Raw genomic sequence first — 16,267 nt, 5'->3', positions numbered from 1 at the left:
ACCAGCCGTGGCCGTTTTCGTGCGCCTGACACCAGATCGCCATTGACAGTCGCATGTTTTTGAGAGTTACTTTCATTTCATGGTTACTGTCACGCACGTCGATGAGCCGCGGCACGACTCCCGCCGCTGGTGGGCCCTCGGGGCCCTGGTCGCGAGCATGCTGGTGCTCGGCTTCGACATGACGATCCTCAACGTGGCCCTGCCGACGATGGCCGGGCAGCTCGGCGCCACGACGGGCCAACAGCAGTGGATGGCGGACGCGTACGTCGTCGTGTTCGCCGCGCTGATGCTCCCGGCCGGACTGCTCGGGGACCGGTTCGGGCGGCGCCGGATGCTGATCGCGGGACTCATGGTCTTCCTGGCGGGCTCGCTGCTCGGTGCACTGGCCGGGGATGTGGACGTGGTGATCGCCGCCCGCGCCGTCATGGGCCTCGGCGCCGCGTTCATCACTCCACTGGCGATGTCCGTGCTGCCCTCGCTGTTCACGCCGCAGGAGCAGGGCAAGGCCATCGGCCTGGTCTCCACCGGCAGCGCCCTGGGCATGCCGCTGGGACCGATCATCGGCGGCTGGCTGCTCGACCACTACTGGTGGGGATCGGTCTTCCTGATCAACATCCCGATGGTCGCCATCGGCATCCTCGCCTGCGTCCTGCTGCTCCCCGAGACCCGTGACCCGCACTCCCCCACGGTCGACGCGCTGTCCACCGTGTTCACCACCGCCGGGCTGGGGGCCCTGGTCTACGCGACCACCGAGGCCTCCGACCGCGGCTGGGACGACCCACTGGTCCTCGCTCTGTTCGCCGGGTCCGCGGCTCTCATCGCCGCGCTCGTGCTGCGCTCGCGCCGGGTCCGGCGCCCCATGCTGGACCTCACCCTGCTCGCCCGGCGCGGCTTCCTGCTCAACGCCGTCGCCGCGACCCTCGTGATGTTCGTGCTGTCCGGCCTGATGTTCGTCCTGCCGGCCTACCTCCAGGCCGTCCTCGGCAACGACACGCTCGGCACCGGCGTACGGATGCTGCCGATGGTTCTCGGCCTGTCCGTCGCCGCGAAGCTCGCCCCGCCGGTCGCCGCCCGTTTCGGCGCGCGTGCCCCGGTCAGCGCGGGCCTGGTGGTGCTGGCCTTCGCCGCCTTCCTCGGCAGCCGTACGACGACCGGCTCCGGCTACGGCTTCACCGCACTGTGGCTCACCACCGCCGGACTGGGCTTCGGCTTCGCCCTCGTACCGGCCATGACGGGCGCGCTCGGCACCCTGCCCCGGGACCGGGCCGGCAGCGGCTCCGGACTGCTGATGACCCTGCGCCAGGTGGGCTCCGCGATCGGCATCGCCCTGCTCGGCAGCCTGCTGGCCGACACCTTCCGGGACCGCCTGGACGTCACCGGGCTGCCCGCGAAGGCCGCCGACACCGCGGGGGACTCGGTCGTCGCCGCCCGTCTGATCGCCGAGAAGGCCCACTCCGCCCACCTCGCCGCCTCCGCGAACGGTGCGTACGTCCACGGCATGACCGTCGTGCTGCTGGTGTGCGGTGCCGCCGCCCTGGTCTCCGCACTGCTGGCGGCGGCCTTCCTGCCCGGGACGACGGCGGCCGGGCCCGCGGAGGCCGCCGCCCCCGACGTGGTCGCCCCGCGGGAGGATGCCCGACAATGACCCCCATGACGGCCGCACGTTCCCCCCTCTCCCCCGCCGACCGCCCGCAACTGGGTCTGCGCGAGCGCAAGAAGATCAAGACCCGTGAGGCGATCCGCACCGCGACATACGAACTGATCAGGGAGCAGGGGTACGACGCCACGACCGTCGACCAGATCGCCGAGCGGGCCGAGGTGTCGCCGTCGACCGTCTTCCGGTACTTCCCGACCAAGGAGGACATCGTCCTCACCGACGAGTACGACCACCTGATGGCGGAGGAACTGCGGGCCCGCCCGGCGGACGAGCCGCTGCTGGAGTCGCTGCGGTACGTCATGCGCGCGTCGCTCGCCGGCCTGATGCACGACGACCCCGAGGTGCTCCGGCTGCGGACGCGTCTCGGAGTCGAGGTCCCCGCCGTCCGCTCCCGGGTGTTCGAGAGCATGGCGAGCACCAGTGTCCTGCTCCGCCGGGCCATCGCGGACCGCACGGGCCACGACCCGGACAGCCTTGAGGTGCGGGTCTACTCCATGTCCGTCATCGCCGGGCTCATGGAGGCCAACATGTACTGGGGCGAGCACGACCAGGAGGGCGACCTGGGCGACCTCATGGAACGCGCCCTCACGGTCCTGGAACACGGCCTGCCCACCGAAAACCGCTGAGGTCCGGGCGGCCCCCCGTGCGATCCTGACGGGGTGAACCGACCCGAGATCCACGTCGAAGTCGCCCCCGCGCTCCATCTGTTCGTGCCGGCCGCCCGACGGGGCGGCGCCACGCCGCTCGGCACGGACGGCGTCTCGACGCTCGGCCATGTCATCGAGTCCCTCGGCGTCCCGCTGACCGAGGTCGGCGCACTGGTCGTGGACGGCCGTGAAGTACCTGTCTCGCACATCCCGGCGGCGGGCGAGACGGTGTTGGTCCAGCCCGTCACCCGCCCCCAGCAGGTCCCCGGCGCCCCGCTCCGCTTCCTCCTCGACGTGCACCTGGGCACCCTCGCCCGCCGCCTCCGGCTGCTCGGTGTGGACACGGCGTACGAGTCGACGGACATCGGCGACCCGGCGCTGGCCGCGCGCTCGGCGTCGGAGCAGCGGGTGATGCTCAGCCGCGACCGAGGGCTCCTGCGCCGCCGCGAACTGTGGGCCGGCGCCTTCGTCTACAGCACCCGCCCCGACGACCAGCTGCACGACGTCCTCGACCGGTTCGCCCCCGCCCTGAACCCCTGGACCCGCTGCACCGCCTGCAACGGCCTGCTCAGGCAAGCCACCAAGGAGGAGGTCGCCGGGCAGCTCAAGCACGGCACGCAACGCTCGTACGACGTCTTCGCCCAGTGCACGGAATGCGGTCGCGCCTACTGGAAGGGCGCGCACCACGACCAGCTGGAAGCGATCGTGGAGCGCGCCCTGACGGAGCATGGTTAGCGCCTGCTCGTATCCCTCTTCTCACAGGCGATGCCGTTCCGGTTCCGGTCCAGGCCCAGCGGGTCGTCGCCGCCGTTGACCTTCAGCCGGCCGTAGTGGTTCTGCTTGAGCCAGGTGCAGCGCGCCGCCGCCGTCTTCTTCACCTTGGGCGGGAAGACCGTCGGCACACAGACGTTGACCGAGCCGTAGTGCCGGTCGCAGCCGGAGATCGTCGGGCTGACCGCTTGCGAGGTGCGCTTCTGCCCCGGGCCGGACTCCTTGCCGGACAGCGCGTCGGCGAAGGCGTGGACGTGCGGCGATGCGGTGGTGGCGCCGAGGGCCGCCGGGCCCGTCAGGTGCACCCACCTGGCCACCGAGGGAACGCCGTTGGCGTCGACCGCGAAGAGCATGTACCAGCCGGGCGGGGCGATGTTCGGGTTGTTCGTCACGTTCAGGTCGACGTTGTTGCCGTCCACGCTCAGCGGCAGGTCGACGAAACGCTGGTTCGGGTCGGAGGAGTGGGTGACCGCGGCGGGCCGGATCAACTCGGCCCTGGCGATGGGGTGGTCGACGGTGATCCGCTGGGTGTCGCCGTACTTCCACTCCTGGTTGATCACCGAGGTGATCGTCGGTCGCGTGCCCTTGTAGAGGTACGGCGGGGTGTAGATCGACACGTTGCGGTTCCAGCTGCCGTTGCCCGGGTTGTCACCGGTGGCCATCACCCGGCCGTCGGGCAGCAGGAAGGCCGTGGAGTGGTAGCCGCGGGACTGGGGGTCGGCGGCCACGGGGTCGAAGGTGTTGGTGCCGGGGTCGTAGACCGAGGACTCGTACACCGGGTCGGCCCGGTTGTGCAGGGCGCCGCCGGTCTCCAGCACCTTGCCGTCGGGCAGCAGGACCGCGGAGACGTACATCTTGCCCTGGTTGCCGGTCTCGGCGACCTTGCCGCTGCCGAGGTCGACCGTGCCCTGCGGGAGCGGCGGCCCGGCGACGTACGACGGGTTGGCCTGCTTGAGGTCGATCACGTCGGTGAGGCGGCCCGCGTCGGGGTTGGAGTCGATGTTGCCGCCGCCGATGGTGAGGACCCTCTGGTCCTGCGCGGGGGGCAGCAGCACGGACGCCGACTGGTCGCGCTGGTCCTTGTTCTGCAGGCCGGGGATCTGCGTGATCGTGTTGGCGTCGTAGTCGTAGATCGCCGAACCCGTGCCGGGGATGTTGTTGCCGAAGACATGGCTGCCCGTGTAGAAGAGGCGGCCGTCCTGCATCAGGACCATCGCCGGGTACAGGCCCCAGAAGGACCAGGTCTGGTTGACCTTCCAGGACGGCAGCCACTGCTGGTCCTTGTCCGACCAGCGGTCGGCGGTCACCGAACCCGTGGAGTCCTCGCGCAGGCCGCCGAAGGTGATGACGTCACCGTTGCCCAGTTCGGTGGCCGACGGGTACCAGTGGCCGTCGTTGAGGTCGTTGGTCTTGGTGTAGGTCTCTGTCTTCGGGTCGAAGACGTACGAGTCCTTGAACCCCTCGTAGCCGTGCCCGCCCGCGACCGGGTACGCCTTGTTGCCGCTCAGCACCAGCACCCGGCCGTCCTGCAGCTGCACATGCCCGGCGCAGAACATGTCCTTCGGTGTGGGGACGACCTTGTAGGTGCCCGTCGCCGGGTCGTACACCGCGGAGGTGAACGTGCCCGCGTTGAAGGCGTCCTCGCTGTTGCCCGAGCCGGCGATCAGCAGCACCTTGCCGTTGTTGAGGACGACCGAGTGCATGGAGCGGACCGGGTTCTGCGTCGGCAGCACGGACCAACTGCCGTTCGCGCACTGGTCGTCCGTGCCCGTGCACCGGGCGGGCGGGAGCGGGTCGGGGACCTGCTCCATGGTGTAGTCGTCGGTGGTCGCCGATCCGGTGCCGTAGACGGAGACACCCCAGGTGATGCGGTCGGTGCCGGCCGGTATCTCGGGGGTGCGGACCGTGGCCGGGGTCCAGCTCGACGCCATCTGGAGGGTCTTGACGTCGGTCCAGTACTGCCAGCCCGTCGTGCTGTCGTGCCGGAAGAGGGTGACGTTCGCGTCCGGGGTCGTGGTCTTGTACCAGAGCCCCAGGTCGTACTGCTTGCCGACGCTCACCGCGGGCGCGCAGTCGGCGGACTCCAGGAACATCGCCTTGCGGTCGCCGTCGACCCGGCGGGTCAGGGTGACCTTCATGGCCTTGGCACCGGAGTGCGCGTCGGAGGTGGTCTCGTAGGTGAAGTCGTTGTCGCCCCAGCCCGCTTTCTCCCAGCAGTACGGCATGTCACCGGTGCCGGCGGTCTCGAACCCGGGATTCTTGATCAGGTTGGCGGCCTCGGCGCTCTGCGGCGAGGTGAGGAGCAGACCGGCGGTCAGGGCGCCCACCCCGACCAGTGCGGTCCGTCTGCGGTACGTGCTCACACGGCTCTCCTTGCGGTGGTACGGCTGTGCTTCATCGGGCGGACGCCGGGGTACGGCGTCGTCGCGGGAGGTAGACCAGCGCCTCGGTGCCGACGAAGCGCAGGACGAAGGTCAGCACCAGCGCCAGGGCGGTGGCGGGCAGGGCGCCCATGCCGAACCGGCCGACGAGGAGTGCGATCAGGGGGATGCGCAGCACCAGGTCGGCGTTGGCGAGGAGCGCGAACCGGCCGAGCCGGTCCCACCAGCGGCGGTGTGCGCGCCGGTCGCGGAACAGCAGGTGCTCGATGAGCAGGAAGTTCCAGGCGACGCCGAGCTGGTTGGCGAGGATCTCGGCGGGCACGTAGTGCATGCCGAGGGCGGTGAGGGCGTAGAGACCCGCCAGGTTCGGTACGAAGCCGCTCGCTCCGATCAGCCCGAAGCCGATCATGCGGGCGACCGGGGAGGCGGTGCGCAGGCCGGCCAGGTGGCGCAGGAAGCGCAAGCCCTCCCGGGCGGTGGACTTGGACTCGCCGGCGTAGCGGTCCTGGAAGACGAACGGCACCTCGGCGACCCGGCGCGGACGGCTGCGGACGGCCAGCTCCAGCAGGATCTTGTAGCCGAGGGGCTTCAGCACCTCGGCGGTGACCGCGCTGCGCCGGACGGCGAAGAAGCCGCTCATCGGGTCGCTGATGCCGTGCAGCCGACGCGGGAAGAGGGCCTTGGTGAGCCAGGTGGCGCCGCGCGAGACGGCCACCCGGTAGCCGCCGGCGAGCCCGGCCCGGCTGCCGCCCTCGATGTACCGGGAGGCGACGACGAGCCCGGCGTTCGCCCGTTCGCCGGTGGCCACCAGCTCCGGTACCAGCGACGGCGGATGCTGGCAGTCGCCGTCCATGACGACGATCCACTCCGAGGTCGCCGCCCGCAGCCCCTCGACCACCGCCCCGCCGAGCCCGCCGACGGGTTCCGCCCGGTGCCGTACGGCCACCGGGAACGGGCAGTCCTGGGCGGCCTCGCGGATCACCTCGGGGGTGTCGTCGGTGGAGTCGTCCACGAAGACCACCTCGCACGGCAGCCGGGCGGGCACGGACTCGGTGATCCGGTGCAGCAGCTGCCGGATGTTCGCGGACTCGTTGAAGGTCGGTACGACGATGGTGACGGCGCCGGGTTCGGGGACTGCGTCTTCCGCGGCTCGCCCGACGGCGTCGAGGCCGGGTACCGGGGCGGTGTACTCGCTCATCGGGTGCCCCCCGTGGCCGTGGCCTTGATCCGCCGGATCTCGATGCGGTCCTCCCCGTTGCCGAAGGTGGCGACCGGCGTGGAGTGCTGGATGGCGGCCCTGACGGTCGGCAGGTCCTTGGCGTCGCGGCGGACGGTCGGCGAGGCGACGACGTAGTCGAGGTCGCGCCAGCCGTGCGGGATGGTCCGGGTCACGGCCGGGTCGAGGTCGGCCTTGTAGAACCAGATGGCGCCGAGCCCGGGCCGGTAGCCGGCGTGCACGAGGTCCAGCCAGAGGGCGTCGTCGACGAGGACCCGGGTGTCCTCCGGGTCCGCCACCTTCGTGCCGAGCCAGTGGGAGGCCTGCCGGTAGGGCCGGTTGGCGTCGGCGGTGACGGCGGTGCGGTCGCCGTCATACCAGTGCGGTACGACGTAGGCGCCGGCGGCCAGGGCGAGGGCGGCGGCGAGCGCGTACCGGCCGCCGGTGACGTACCGGTGCTCGCCGTCCTTGCGCCATCTGCTGATGACCATGTGGGCGACGGAGGCGGCACCGCCGGCGAGCACCAGGGCGAGGAAGGGCAGCGCACCGATGACGTACATGGCGGGCAGATAGCCGCTCGGCCGCAGGGCGACGGCGGCGAGGACGGCGACGGTGAGGGCCGGTCCGGCGAGCGCGCGGGCGGTGACCGACCAGCGCCCGGTGAGCAGCAGGAGCAGGGCTCCGGCGAGGCCGCCGAGGGGCAGGACGCGGTCGTAGTAGAGCCAGGAGTGCAGGACTCCGTACGAGCCGGAACCCGGGTCGAGGATGAATCCCGAGCCCGGCCTGGACATCTGGTAGGTGATGCCGTCCCAGAGGGAGACGTGCCCGGCACCGGGCAGCAACTCGCCCTTGAGCAGGGCGAACAGCGGGTAGGAGAAGCCGGTCAGGATGCAGGCGGTGACGGCTCCGGTGAGGGCGAACTTGCGGGTGTCGCGGTGGCTGTGCCGCCACATGGTGACGAACAGGGCGGGCAGGACGACGAGCATCGTCTCCTTGGTGAGGACGCCCGCGGCGGCGGCGAGGCCCGCGCCGAAGTGGTGCCAGAGGTGGCGGCTGGGCGAGGCGGCGAGGCAGAACGCCAGCAGCAGCCACATCACGGCGATGTTGTCGAGGAAGATCTCCCGGCTGAGGACGACCGCGAGCGGGGAGAGCCCGAGCAGGGCCATGCCGAGTCCGGCGGCCCAGCGGGGCAGGGAGAGCCGGCGCCCGAGGACGTACAGGAGGACCGCGCTGACGCCGCTGACCAGCAGCATGACGAGCCGCATGGTGCCGACGGTCATCGAGCCGGGGCTGACCGCCGAAGGGAGCCGGCTGAGCAGGGCTATCTGGATCCAGCCGAGCGGTGGGTGGTCGTACCAGTAGGTGTAGTGGGCCAGGCCCCGGCCCTGCTGGACGGCCCAGGCCTGGGCGAGGTAGGTGCCCTCGTCGTCGCTGAGGGTCGGGTATGCGGCGATGTTCCAGCCCTGGACGACGAGGATCGCCGTGAGCAGGACACCGCACAGGAGCAGGTCGGGCCGGGACGAGCGGAGCCGTGGCGGCGGCTGTGTTCGACCGGTCGAACGGGCCGTGGGCGCAGGTGTGGGCTGCGCGGGGACCTTCGCTGCGGTCACCGCGGGAAGTGTGGAGGTCACGCAGGAATGTCCTCTCGGGTGGGCTCGGCCGCGGTGAGGTGCGCGCCGACGTGCGTGGTCAACTCCCAGTCGTTACGGCCGCGTTGCTCGCGCCACACGGCGCGGATCGCGGCACCGGCGAGGAGGACCTGATAGAAGGGGCCGCCCACGATGAGCTTCACATAGTGGACGAGGCGGACCTTCAAGTCGTACTGCTTGCCGAAGTCGTGCAGCCCGACCACCTCGAAGACGAAGGTGACAGCGGCGGTGACCAGCGGCAGGAAGGTGAGGAAGGCGACACCGACGGGCACGTCCAGGAAGAGCGCGACGGCCGCGTTGAGCGGGATGATCACGCCGGAGAAGGCCTGCAGGAACGGCGTCATCAGGGTGTACCGGGCGAGCAGCCGCTGCCCGAACGTGGGCAGTTGCTTCCAGTCCTTCTTCCGGTACACCTGGAGGAAGCCCTGGTTCCACCGGGTGCGCTGCTTGAGCAGCGACATCAGCGAGCCGGGGGTCTCCTCGCGGGTGACCATGTCGGAGTCGTAGGCGACGACGACCTTCTTGCCGACGCTGGACAGCCGGACGCCCAGGTCGCAGTCCTCGGCGAGGCAGTTCGGGTCCCAGCCGTCCGCCTCCCTGAGGACGTCGGTCCGCACGAACACGGTGTTCCCGCCGAGCGGGATGAACCCCTTCTGCGCGTGCAGGTGCAGCCGGGAGCGGAACCAGAAGAAGTACTCCAGGCAGTTGCGCAGGCTGTACCAGCTGGAGTGGAAGTTGATGAGCTGGACGCCGCCCTGGACGACGTCCGCTCGCGTCGTCCGGAAGGCGTGGTCGACGTGTGCGAGCAGCTCCGGGTGGACCTGGTCCTCGGCGTCGAAGACCCCGACGACGTCGCCGCGGCAGTGCGGCAGCGCCGTGTTCATGGCCTTCGGCTTGTTCTTCTTCTCGTGGGTGTCGACGACGACCCGGACCCGCGGGTCCCGTGCGGCGGCCTGCTCGGCCACCTCGGTGGTCTCCGGATCGTCGTGCCCGACGATCACGATGATCTCGAAGTCGGTGTGGGTGGATTCCAGCAGCCGCTGGATGGTGTGGTCCAGCACCGCCTGCTCGTGCCGGGCGGGCAACAGCAGTGAGAACGACAGGTGTTCCCCGCCGTCCGGTCTGCCGAACCGGGTGGAGGCCAGCACCTCGGGCGTGCGCCACGCGTGCATCTGCCACCACAGGGTGAAGGCCGCCATCCAGAACAGGGCCAGTGAGACGGCACCGATGAAGACAGACGTGAGCAAAAAGATCCCCCCAGATCCCCGAATCCCCCTGTGCGGGAGACGGTGAGTGACCGTCCATCGACCCGCTGTGGAGAGAGTAGGGGGGATCTGTGAAGCGTGGGAGGTGTTCCGATAAATAGCTTGTTTCGGAACGGTGGTATCGGTAACAGGATCTATCCGCCTATCCGAACACGCGCTCCCGTTTCGGACATTCACGCCTTCCGGCGCCTGGGGTTCCCGACGCTCAGTGCCTGTTCAGGGATGCCCGCAGCAGCTCCGGATCGGTCGTCGGGGCGTCGCAGGAGAAGTGACGGCAGACATACGCCGCCGGCGCACCGGCCACGAGCGGACGGTCGGCGAGCAGCGGGAACTCGTCGCTCTCCGCAGTACCGACGGCGACCACGGCACCCGGGGCGGTACCCAGAAGTGCCGCCCGGTGCAGGGCGGTTGTGCGCTCGTCCGCGAGATCGGGTCCGACGACGGCGACCTCCTTCGGCCCGTCGAGGAGGGCCTCGGCCACGGCGAGCCCCCAGCCGATGAACCGGGGCACACGCGGCCCGAGGGTCTTCACCACCCCCAGAGCGCGTTCGGCGGCGGTCCGATGGGCCTCGGATCCGGTGTGGGCGGCATAGCCCAGCAGGGCACCGGCCGCGGCGGTCCAGCCGGACGGGGTGGCGTTGTCGGTGGGATCCTGCGGCCGGCGGATGAGCCGCTCGGCGTCGGAGGCCGTGTCGTACAGCGCGCCGGTCTCCGGATCGGTGAAGCGGGCGAGCACATGACCGAGGAGCAGCCCGGCGAAATCGAGCCAGACGCCCTCGCCCGTCACGGACGCGAGCGCGAGGAAGCCCTCGGCGACATCGGCGTAGTCCTCCAGCACACCGGCGTTGGGACCGACCCGCCCGTCCTTGCTGGTGCGGGCGAGGCGGGCGTGGTCGTCGAGGTGGACGCGGACGAGGAGGTCGGCGGCGCCGACGGCGGCCTCGATCAGGTCGGGCCGGCCGAAGTAGGCGCCGGTCTCGGCGAGCGCGGCGACGGCCAGGCCGTTCCAGGCGGCGACGACCTTGTCGTCCCGGCCCGGCGCGGGGCGCTGCGCGCGCCGGCGGAGCAGGCGTTCCTTGATGGAGGCGATCTTCTGGGCGTCGGAGAGGACGTCTTCCTGGGGGAGCTGGAGCACCGACTGCCCGTGCTCGAAGGTCCCTTCCTCGGTCACACCGAAGTACCGGGCGGCGAGTTCCCCGTCCGCGTCCCCGAGGAGCGCCCTCAGCTGCTCGGGCGTCCACACGTAGTACGCGCCCTCGACGTGCCGCCCGCTTCCGTCGTCGCTGTCGGCGTCGAGCGCGGAGGCGAACCCGCCCTGTTCCGTGCGCAGTTCACGCACGAGGAAGTCGGCGGTCTCCAGGGCGACCCGCCGGGCGAGGTCGGAACCGGTGGCCCGCCACAGGTGCGCATACACCCGGCACAGCAGGGCGTTGTCGTACAGCATCTTCTCGAAGTGCGGCACGACCCAGTCGCGGTCGACGGAGTAACGGGCGAACCCGCCGCCGAGCTGGTCGTAGATGCCGCCGCGGGCCATGCGCTCACAGGTGTCCTGAGCCATCTGCAGCGCCCCCTCGGCGCCCGTGCGCGCGTGATGCCGCAGCAGGAACTCCAGCACCATGGACGGCGGGAACTTCGGCGCCCCGCCGAAACCGCCGCGCTGCGGGTCGTACTCGCGGGTCAGCCCCAGGAGCGCCTGGGCGAGTTCCGCCTCGCCGGGCGGCTGCGGGGCCTGCCGGACGATCTCCCGCTGGGCGAGATCGCGGACGATCTTCCCGGCCACCTCGGAGACCTCGTCACGCCGGGTGTCCCAGGCCTGCCGGACCCCTTCCAGCACCTGCCGGAAGGAGGGCATTCCGTGCCGCGGCGCGGGCGGGAAGTAGGTGCCGAAGTAGAAGGGCTCGGCATCCGGGGTGAGGAACACGGTCATGGGCCAGCCGCCCTGCCCGGTGGCGGCCTGTACGGCTTCCATGTAGACGGCGTCGACGTCGGGGCGTTCCTCGCGGTCGACTTTGATGTTGACGAAGTGCTCGTTGAGGTAGTCGGCGGTGGCCCGGTCCTCGAAGGACTCGTGAGCCATGACATGACACCAGTGACAGCTGCTGTATCCGACGCTCAGCAGCACGGGTTTGCCGGTGCTGCGAGCCTCGTCGAAGGCCTCGGCCGACCAGGGCCACCAGTCGACGGGGTTGTCGGCGTGCTGGAGCAGATACGGGGACGTCTCATGGGCCAGTCGGTTCACCGTTCCACTCTCCCACGGGCTCGGGCAGCGCGTAGAAACGCATGAGCACCGGGCGCGCCTCGTCCGGGGCCTGCTCGCGCGGGTGGCCGTACCGCGCGAGCAGGGCGTGGTACTCCTGCATGAATTCGAGCAGTTCCTCCCTGGTCATCCAGGTGCCGTGGCGCTGGATCTGGGCCCAGCCCCCGGGGCCGCGGTACTCCTGGTGGGCGCGGCGGTAGAGGGCGGTGTCGAACTCGATCTTGAGGTGCGCGAGCTGGGCGGCGGCCGCGTACTCGGCGGGGGTCATCGTGGCCGGGTCGGGGGTGGTGTGGCTGAAGGGCAGGCTCCGCCACCAGCGCTCCCGGCCGCCGGACTTCTCCGGGATCTCCTCGATGAGCCGCTGCTCGGCGAGTTTGCGCAGGTGGTAGCTGGTGGTGCCGGAGCTTTCGCCGAGTTCGCGGGCCAGGACGGTGGAGTTCGCCTCGCCGTGCCGGCCGAGGTACTCCAGGATCCGGCGGCGCAAGGGGTTGCCGAGGGACTTGTAGAGGGCGGTGCGCTTCAGGCTCGTCATCTCGGGCATGCCGTCGGTCATGCGGTCACCGTAACCCTGAGAACCCTGAGAAGTCCCTGAGGTATGCCGAATTTTCTTTGCAGAATTTTCTCTGCGCTCTACGGTGGAGGCAGTCGGAGAGATGCCGGTGAGGGGACGACGTGAGCGTTCGGAAGAAGTGGCCCTGGGTTCTGCTGGGTGCGGCGGCGGTCCTGCTGATGCCGTGGACGGTGGTGCTGGCCCTGACCCTGCCCGGCAGCACCGAGGTGGACAACTGGCCGCTGGCCTGGATCGGCCTCGACGTCCTCATGGCGACGGGCTGCGCGGCGACGGTCCTGCTCGGCCTGCGCGGCGACACCAGGGCCCGCCTGACGGCCTCGGCGACGGCGTCGGTGGCGGTGCTGGACGCCTGGTTCGACATAACGACGGCGGGCGCGGGTGCTCCGCTGGCCGAGGCCCTGCTGTGCGCGGTGGCGGAGGGGGCGCTGGCGGGGGCCTGTGCCCGCCTCGCGCTGAGCAAGGGCCGGGGGGCGGTGGACACCCGCTGAGGTGCCCGAACATGCCCGGTACGCCGGGTCGTACACGGTCACTCACAAGGACCTTGCCGCACCTGCCCAACTCCCCACTGACAACCAACCCTCCCGCTTCCGCCGCCGCCGAAGGACACTCATACGCAAGGAAGTTGCCACCGGAGGGGGACGGGACATGCGGGACGGGCATCGGGCGGAGGCCGAGCGGCTGCTGGTGCGGGCGGTCGAGGAGGAGGTCCGGCGCTCGGGCGGGCGGATCGACGGGCAGGTACTGCTGTCCCGGGCACGCGGTGCGCTGGACGCGATGGCGGGGGCGGCCGGCGAGGAGTACGACGCCTACACCCGTGCCCTGGACGAGGCCGAGGCGGGCCGGCTGTCCTTCGGGCAGCGGTACGCCCGCCAGGGGGCCGGAACCGCCTTACTGGTGGCGGCCGTTGCCGCGGTGGCCGCCACCGTGGCCGACCTGTCGCTCGGCACGGGCACCGGTACGGCCGTCGGGGCGGGCGTCACCGCCGGCGTGGTCGGCGCCGCCGCCTCCGTGGTGAAGGCGGCCGGGGCCCATGTGCCCGCCGCGCATCACCGCGCCGGCGCCGCCGGACAGCCGGGCGGGCCCGAGCAGCTGCGGCTGCAGTGGCTGACCGCGCTGGAGGTGCGCGGTATCCGCCCGTTCCTCGACCAGCAGCGGGTGATCAGCGCCTCCACGGGCCCGAAGAAGACCGGCGGCACCGCGCTGCGCGGCGCGGACAAGAGCGCCGCGGCCCGCCGGCGCACGGTGCTGGAGCAGTCCTTCGGGCAACTCCCCGACCCGGCCGGCCCGTTCGCGGGACGCCGTGCGGAGCTGGCGCGGATCCGGCAGTGGGCACAGGCGGCCAGAGCGGCCACGGAGACCCGGCCGACCGTGGTCGTGCTGCACGGCGGGCCCGGTTCCGGCCGGACCACGCTCGCGGTGCGCGCGGCGCACGACCTGCGGGACCACTTCCGCGGCGCGGTGGTCGTGGACCTGCGCGGCGGCACGCGCGAGGAGGCGCCGCTCGCGACCCGGGACGCCCTCCTGCATCTGCTCAACCGGCTCGGCGCCCCCCGCGAGCAGTTGCTGTTCCGGGAGCGCTCCTCCCCCGACCAGCAGGTCAAGCGGCTCGGCGAGCTGTATCACCAGCATCTGACCGGGCTGCCGGTGACAATCGTGCTGGACGACGCCTCGGACCCGGAGCAGGTGCGGGCGCTGGTGCCCGAGCGCTCCGACAGCCTGGTCCTGGTCACCTCCCGTACCGCCCTCGACCTCCCCGCCGACCTGCCGGCCTGGGTGCACCATCTGCCGGTCGAGGCACTGGACTCGGCCGGTGCCGAGGAACTGCTCGGCGCGGCCGCCGAGGACGCGTCGGGTCCGTACGACGCCGAGTCCGCCGAGCGGATCCACGCGCTGTGCGCCGGGCTGCCGCTGGCGCTCAGGATCGCGGGCTCCGCGCTCGGCCCCCGTTCGCCCCGGCAGCTGGCCGCGGACCTGGGTGCGTACGGTCCGGTGGACCCGGTGGAGCGGGCCCTGTGGCTGCGCTACACCGACCAGCCGGAGCCGGCGCGCCGGCTGCTGCGCAGGCTCGCGCTCGCGGGGCGGGCCTCGCTGGGTGCCGCGGCGGCCGCCGCCCTGCTCGCCACGGACGAGGCGGAGGCCACGCGCCGGCTCGCCGCCCTCGCCGGGGCCGGCCTCATCGACCATGTGCGCGGCAGCCGCTACCGGCTGCACGACCTGGTGCGCGCCTTCGCCCAGGCCCGGCTGCTGGACGAGGAGGACCCGGCCGAGCGCAGCGCGGCGCAGGAACGACTGATCGTGAACTACGCCGAGCTGGCCGACTCGGTGCTGCGGCTGGTCGACGGGAACATGTCGACACGCGCGCACCAGTTCGGCCCGCACGGCTTCACCTCGCTGGACGAGGCGCTGGGCTGGCTGGACGACGAGTCCAGCTTCATCACCGCGGCCCTGCGGCACGCGGAGGGCGTGGACCAGTCGGCGGTGCTGAATCTTCTGGGCGCGCTGTGCGACTACTGCCTGCTGCGCGGCGACCTGTACCGGCTCGGCGAGATCAGCGAGCTGACGCAGGCCGTGGACCAGGGGCTGCTGGTCCGCTCGGTGCAGTGGCGTACCGGTATCGCGGCCCGGCAGCTGGGCGAGCTGGACAAGGCGCGCACCACACTGACGTCGGTGGTGGACCTGTACCGGGAGGCGCACCATGACGCCGGTGCGGCCCGCGCCCTGTGCTCCCTCGGGATCACCCTGCACCACCAGGGCAACCTCACCGAGGCCGCCGCCAGGCTGCAGGAAGCGCTGGACCTGCAGGCGGCGCCGGAGCTGGCGACGGACCGGGCCTGGACGATGCACGCCCTGGCCGCCGTCCAGCGCGACCGGGGCCGGCTGGCCGAGGCGCTGGAGCTGCTCACCCGTTCCCTGGTCCTGCACCGCGAGGGCGGTTCGCTGCACGGCGAGGCCTGGGCGCACTTCCAGCTCGGCCAGCTGGCCCTGCGGCTGGGGGACGCACCGCGCGCGGAGACCGACCTGCGGGCCGCTCTGGAGCGGTACCGCCGGACGCACGACGCACGCGGCGAGGCCTGGGCGCTGACCCAGCTGGCCCGTGCCCGTCTGGTGGACGGCGACGCCTCACCGGCCGTGGAGGGCCTCAGGCAGGCCGCCGCCCGGCACCGGGAGAACGAGGACGCGCGCGGTGAGGCGTGGACGCTGTACTACCTGGGCCAGGCGCTGGAGGAGACCGGAGATCTGGACCTGGCGGTGCGTGACCTGGAGCGGTCGCGGACGATGTTCTCCCGGATGCGGGACGTCTACGGCCTCGCCTGCGCCCGGCACCACTCGGCCCGGGTCACCCGCGACCAGCGGGCCGCGCAGACCGGCTCTCTGCGCAACTCCGGCTTCGCCCGGCAGCTCCTCGTCGACGCCCGCACCGACTTCCAGCGCATCGGCGTCGCCCACGGCGAGGCTTGGACCTGCCTGGAGCTGGCGGTGGTCGACGCGGGCAATGCCCGTACCCAGGCGGCGCTGGCCCTCGCCGACGAGGCGCTGGACCTGTTCGTCTCCTACGGCGACCGGCGCGGCGAGGACTGGGCCCGCTTCCTGCGCTGCACCCTGCTGCCCTACGCGGCGCCGGGCGGCGTGGAGGTGGGCACGGCGGTCGCCCAGGAGGAGCTGGCCCAGCTGACCCGCGCCGACCACGCCCTGCGGGACGAGAAGCTCGCCGATTACGCCTCGGCATACGCCCTGTTGCTGGAACGCGGCATCAGCCTGGAGGACGGCTGGCAGGCCTGGCGCCTGCGCATGACTCCGGACCGCCACGCCCGGGAGGTGATGGGGGTGGCGGTACCGGCGTGGCGCTGACGCT

The 16,267-nt window shown here is 71.7% G+C and carries 11 protein-coding genes; 5 read left to right on the top strand and 6 right to left on the bottom strand.

Annotation, left to right across the window (positions count from 1 at the left end; genetic code table 11):
* Nucleotides 1-79 precede the first annotated feature (79 nt).
* Genes ACIGXP_RS04830 through ACIGXP_RS04820 form a run of 3 tightly spaced genes read left to right on the top strand, consistent with a single transcriptional unit; the run spans nt 80 to nt 3,039 of the window.
* Nucleotides 80-1,645, top strand: a complete 1,566-nt coding sequence (locus ACIGXP_RS04830) for a DHA2 family efflux MFS transporter permease subunit (RefSeq protein WP_399764042.1) — start codon at nt 80-82, stop codon at nt 1,643-1,645.
* On the top strand, nt 1,642-2,283 hold the full coding sequence (locus tag ACIGXP_RS04825; protein ID WP_363217307.1) for a TetR family transcriptional regulator: 642 nt from the start codon (nt 1,642-1,644) through the stop codon (nt 2,281-2,283). The genes ACIGXP_RS04830 and ACIGXP_RS04825 overlap by 4 nt, the downstream gene beginning before the upstream one ends.
* Nucleotides 2,284-2,316: 33 nt before the next feature.
* Complete coding sequence (locus ACIGXP_RS04820) at nt 2,317-3,039, top strand: Mut7-C RNAse domain-containing protein (protein ID WP_399764038.1); 723 nt, start codon at nt 2,317-2,319, stop codon at nt 3,037-3,039.
* On the opposite strand, the gene ACIGXP_RS04815 is transcribed toward ACIGXP_RS04820, so the two are convergent.
* From ACIGXP_RS04815 to ACIGXP_RS04790, 6 genes are all read right to left on the bottom strand, one after another.
* Nucleotides 3,036-5,438: a galactose oxidase-like domain-containing protein gene (locus ACIGXP_RS04815; protein WP_399764035.1), complete on the bottom strand. Its 2,403-nt coding sequence runs from the start codon at nt 5,436-5,438 to the stop codon at nt 3,036-3,038. The genes ACIGXP_RS04820 and ACIGXP_RS04815 overlap by 4 nt on opposite strands.
* A gap of 31 nt (nt 5,439-5,469) precedes the next feature.
* The gene (locus ACIGXP_RS04810) at nt 5,470-6,654 is read right to left on the bottom strand and encodes a glycosyltransferase family 2 protein (protein WP_363217310.1); all 1,185 of its coding nucleotides are present in this window, start codon (nt 6,652-6,654) and stop codon (nt 5,470-5,472) included.
* On the bottom strand, nt 6,651-8,303 hold the full coding sequence (locus ACIGXP_RS04805) for a glycosyltransferase family 39 protein (RefSeq protein WP_363217311.1): 1,653 nt from the start codon (nt 8,301-8,303) through the stop codon (nt 6,651-6,653). Before ACIGXP_RS04805 ends, ACIGXP_RS04810 begins: the two co-directional genes overlap by 4 nt.
* Nucleotides 8,300-9,568 carry a glycosyltransferase gene (locus ACIGXP_RS04800; protein ID WP_399764031.1) on the bottom strand — a complete coding sequence of 423 codons (1,269 nt, stop codon included), beginning with the start codon at nt 9,566-9,568 and terminating at the stop codon, nt 8,300-8,302. Before ACIGXP_RS04800 ends, ACIGXP_RS04805 begins: the two co-directional genes overlap by 4 nt.
* Before the next feature lie 223 nt (nt 9,569-9,791).
* Nucleotides 9,792-11,825, bottom strand: a complete 2,034-nt coding sequence (locus ACIGXP_RS04795) for a thioredoxin domain-containing protein (RefSeq protein WP_399764029.1) — start codon at nt 11,823-11,825, stop codon at nt 9,792-9,794.
* On the bottom strand, nt 11,806-12,396 hold the full coding sequence (locus tag ACIGXP_RS04790; RefSeq protein WP_399764026.1) for an ArsR/SmtB family transcription factor: 591 nt from the start codon (nt 12,394-12,396) through the stop codon (nt 11,806-11,808). Before ACIGXP_RS04790 ends, ACIGXP_RS04795 begins: the two co-directional genes overlap by 20 nt.
* A 119-nt stretch (nt 12,397-12,515) precedes the next feature.
* Here ACIGXP_RS04790 and ACIGXP_RS04785 point away from each other — a divergent pair, with 119 nt between their 5' ends.
* Nucleotides 12,516-12,902, top strand: coding sequence for a hypothetical protein (locus tag ACIGXP_RS04785; protein ID WP_399764023.1), 387 nt, complete (start codon nt 12,516-12,518; stop codon nt 12,900-12,902).
* A 157-nt stretch (nt 12,903-13,059) separates the two neighbouring features.
* Nucleotides 13,060-16,263: a tetratricopeptide repeat protein gene (locus ACIGXP_RS04780; protein ID WP_399764020.1), complete on the top strand. Its 3,204-nt coding sequence runs from the start codon at nt 13,060-13,062 to the stop codon at nt 16,261-16,263.
* Nucleotides 16,264-16,267: the final 4 nt, after the last annotated feature.

Source organism: Streptomyces sp. NPDC053069 (genome assembly GCF_044546895.1).
Classification (GTDB): Bacteria; Actinomycetota; Actinomycetes; order Streptomycetales; family Streptomycetaceae; genus Streptomyces.
This window is presented reverse-complemented; position numbering and strand designations above follow the sequence as displayed.

Excerpts from the sequence above, each read along its gene's own strand:
- ACIGXP_RS04830 (WP_399764042.1), top strand. The coding sequence starts at position 80 with ATGGTTACTGTCACGCACGTCGATGAGCCGCGGCACGACTCCCGCCGC.
- ACIGXP_RS04825 (WP_363217307.1), top strand. The coding sequence starts at position 1,642 with ATGACCCCCATGACGGCCGCACGTTCCCCCCTCTCCCCCGCCGACCGC.
- ACIGXP_RS04810 (WP_363217310.1), bottom strand. The coding sequence starts at position 6,654 with ATGAGCGAGTACACCGCCCCGGTACCCGGCCTCGACGCCGTCGGGCGA.
- ACIGXP_RS04790 (WP_399764026.1), bottom strand. The coding sequence starts at position 12,396 with ATGACCGACGGCATGCCCGAGATGACGAGCCTGAAGCGCACCGCCCTC.
- ACIGXP_RS04780 (WP_399764020.1), top strand. The coding sequence starts at position 13,060 with ATGCGGGACGGGCATCGGGCGGAGGCCGAGCGGCTGCTGGTGCGGGCG.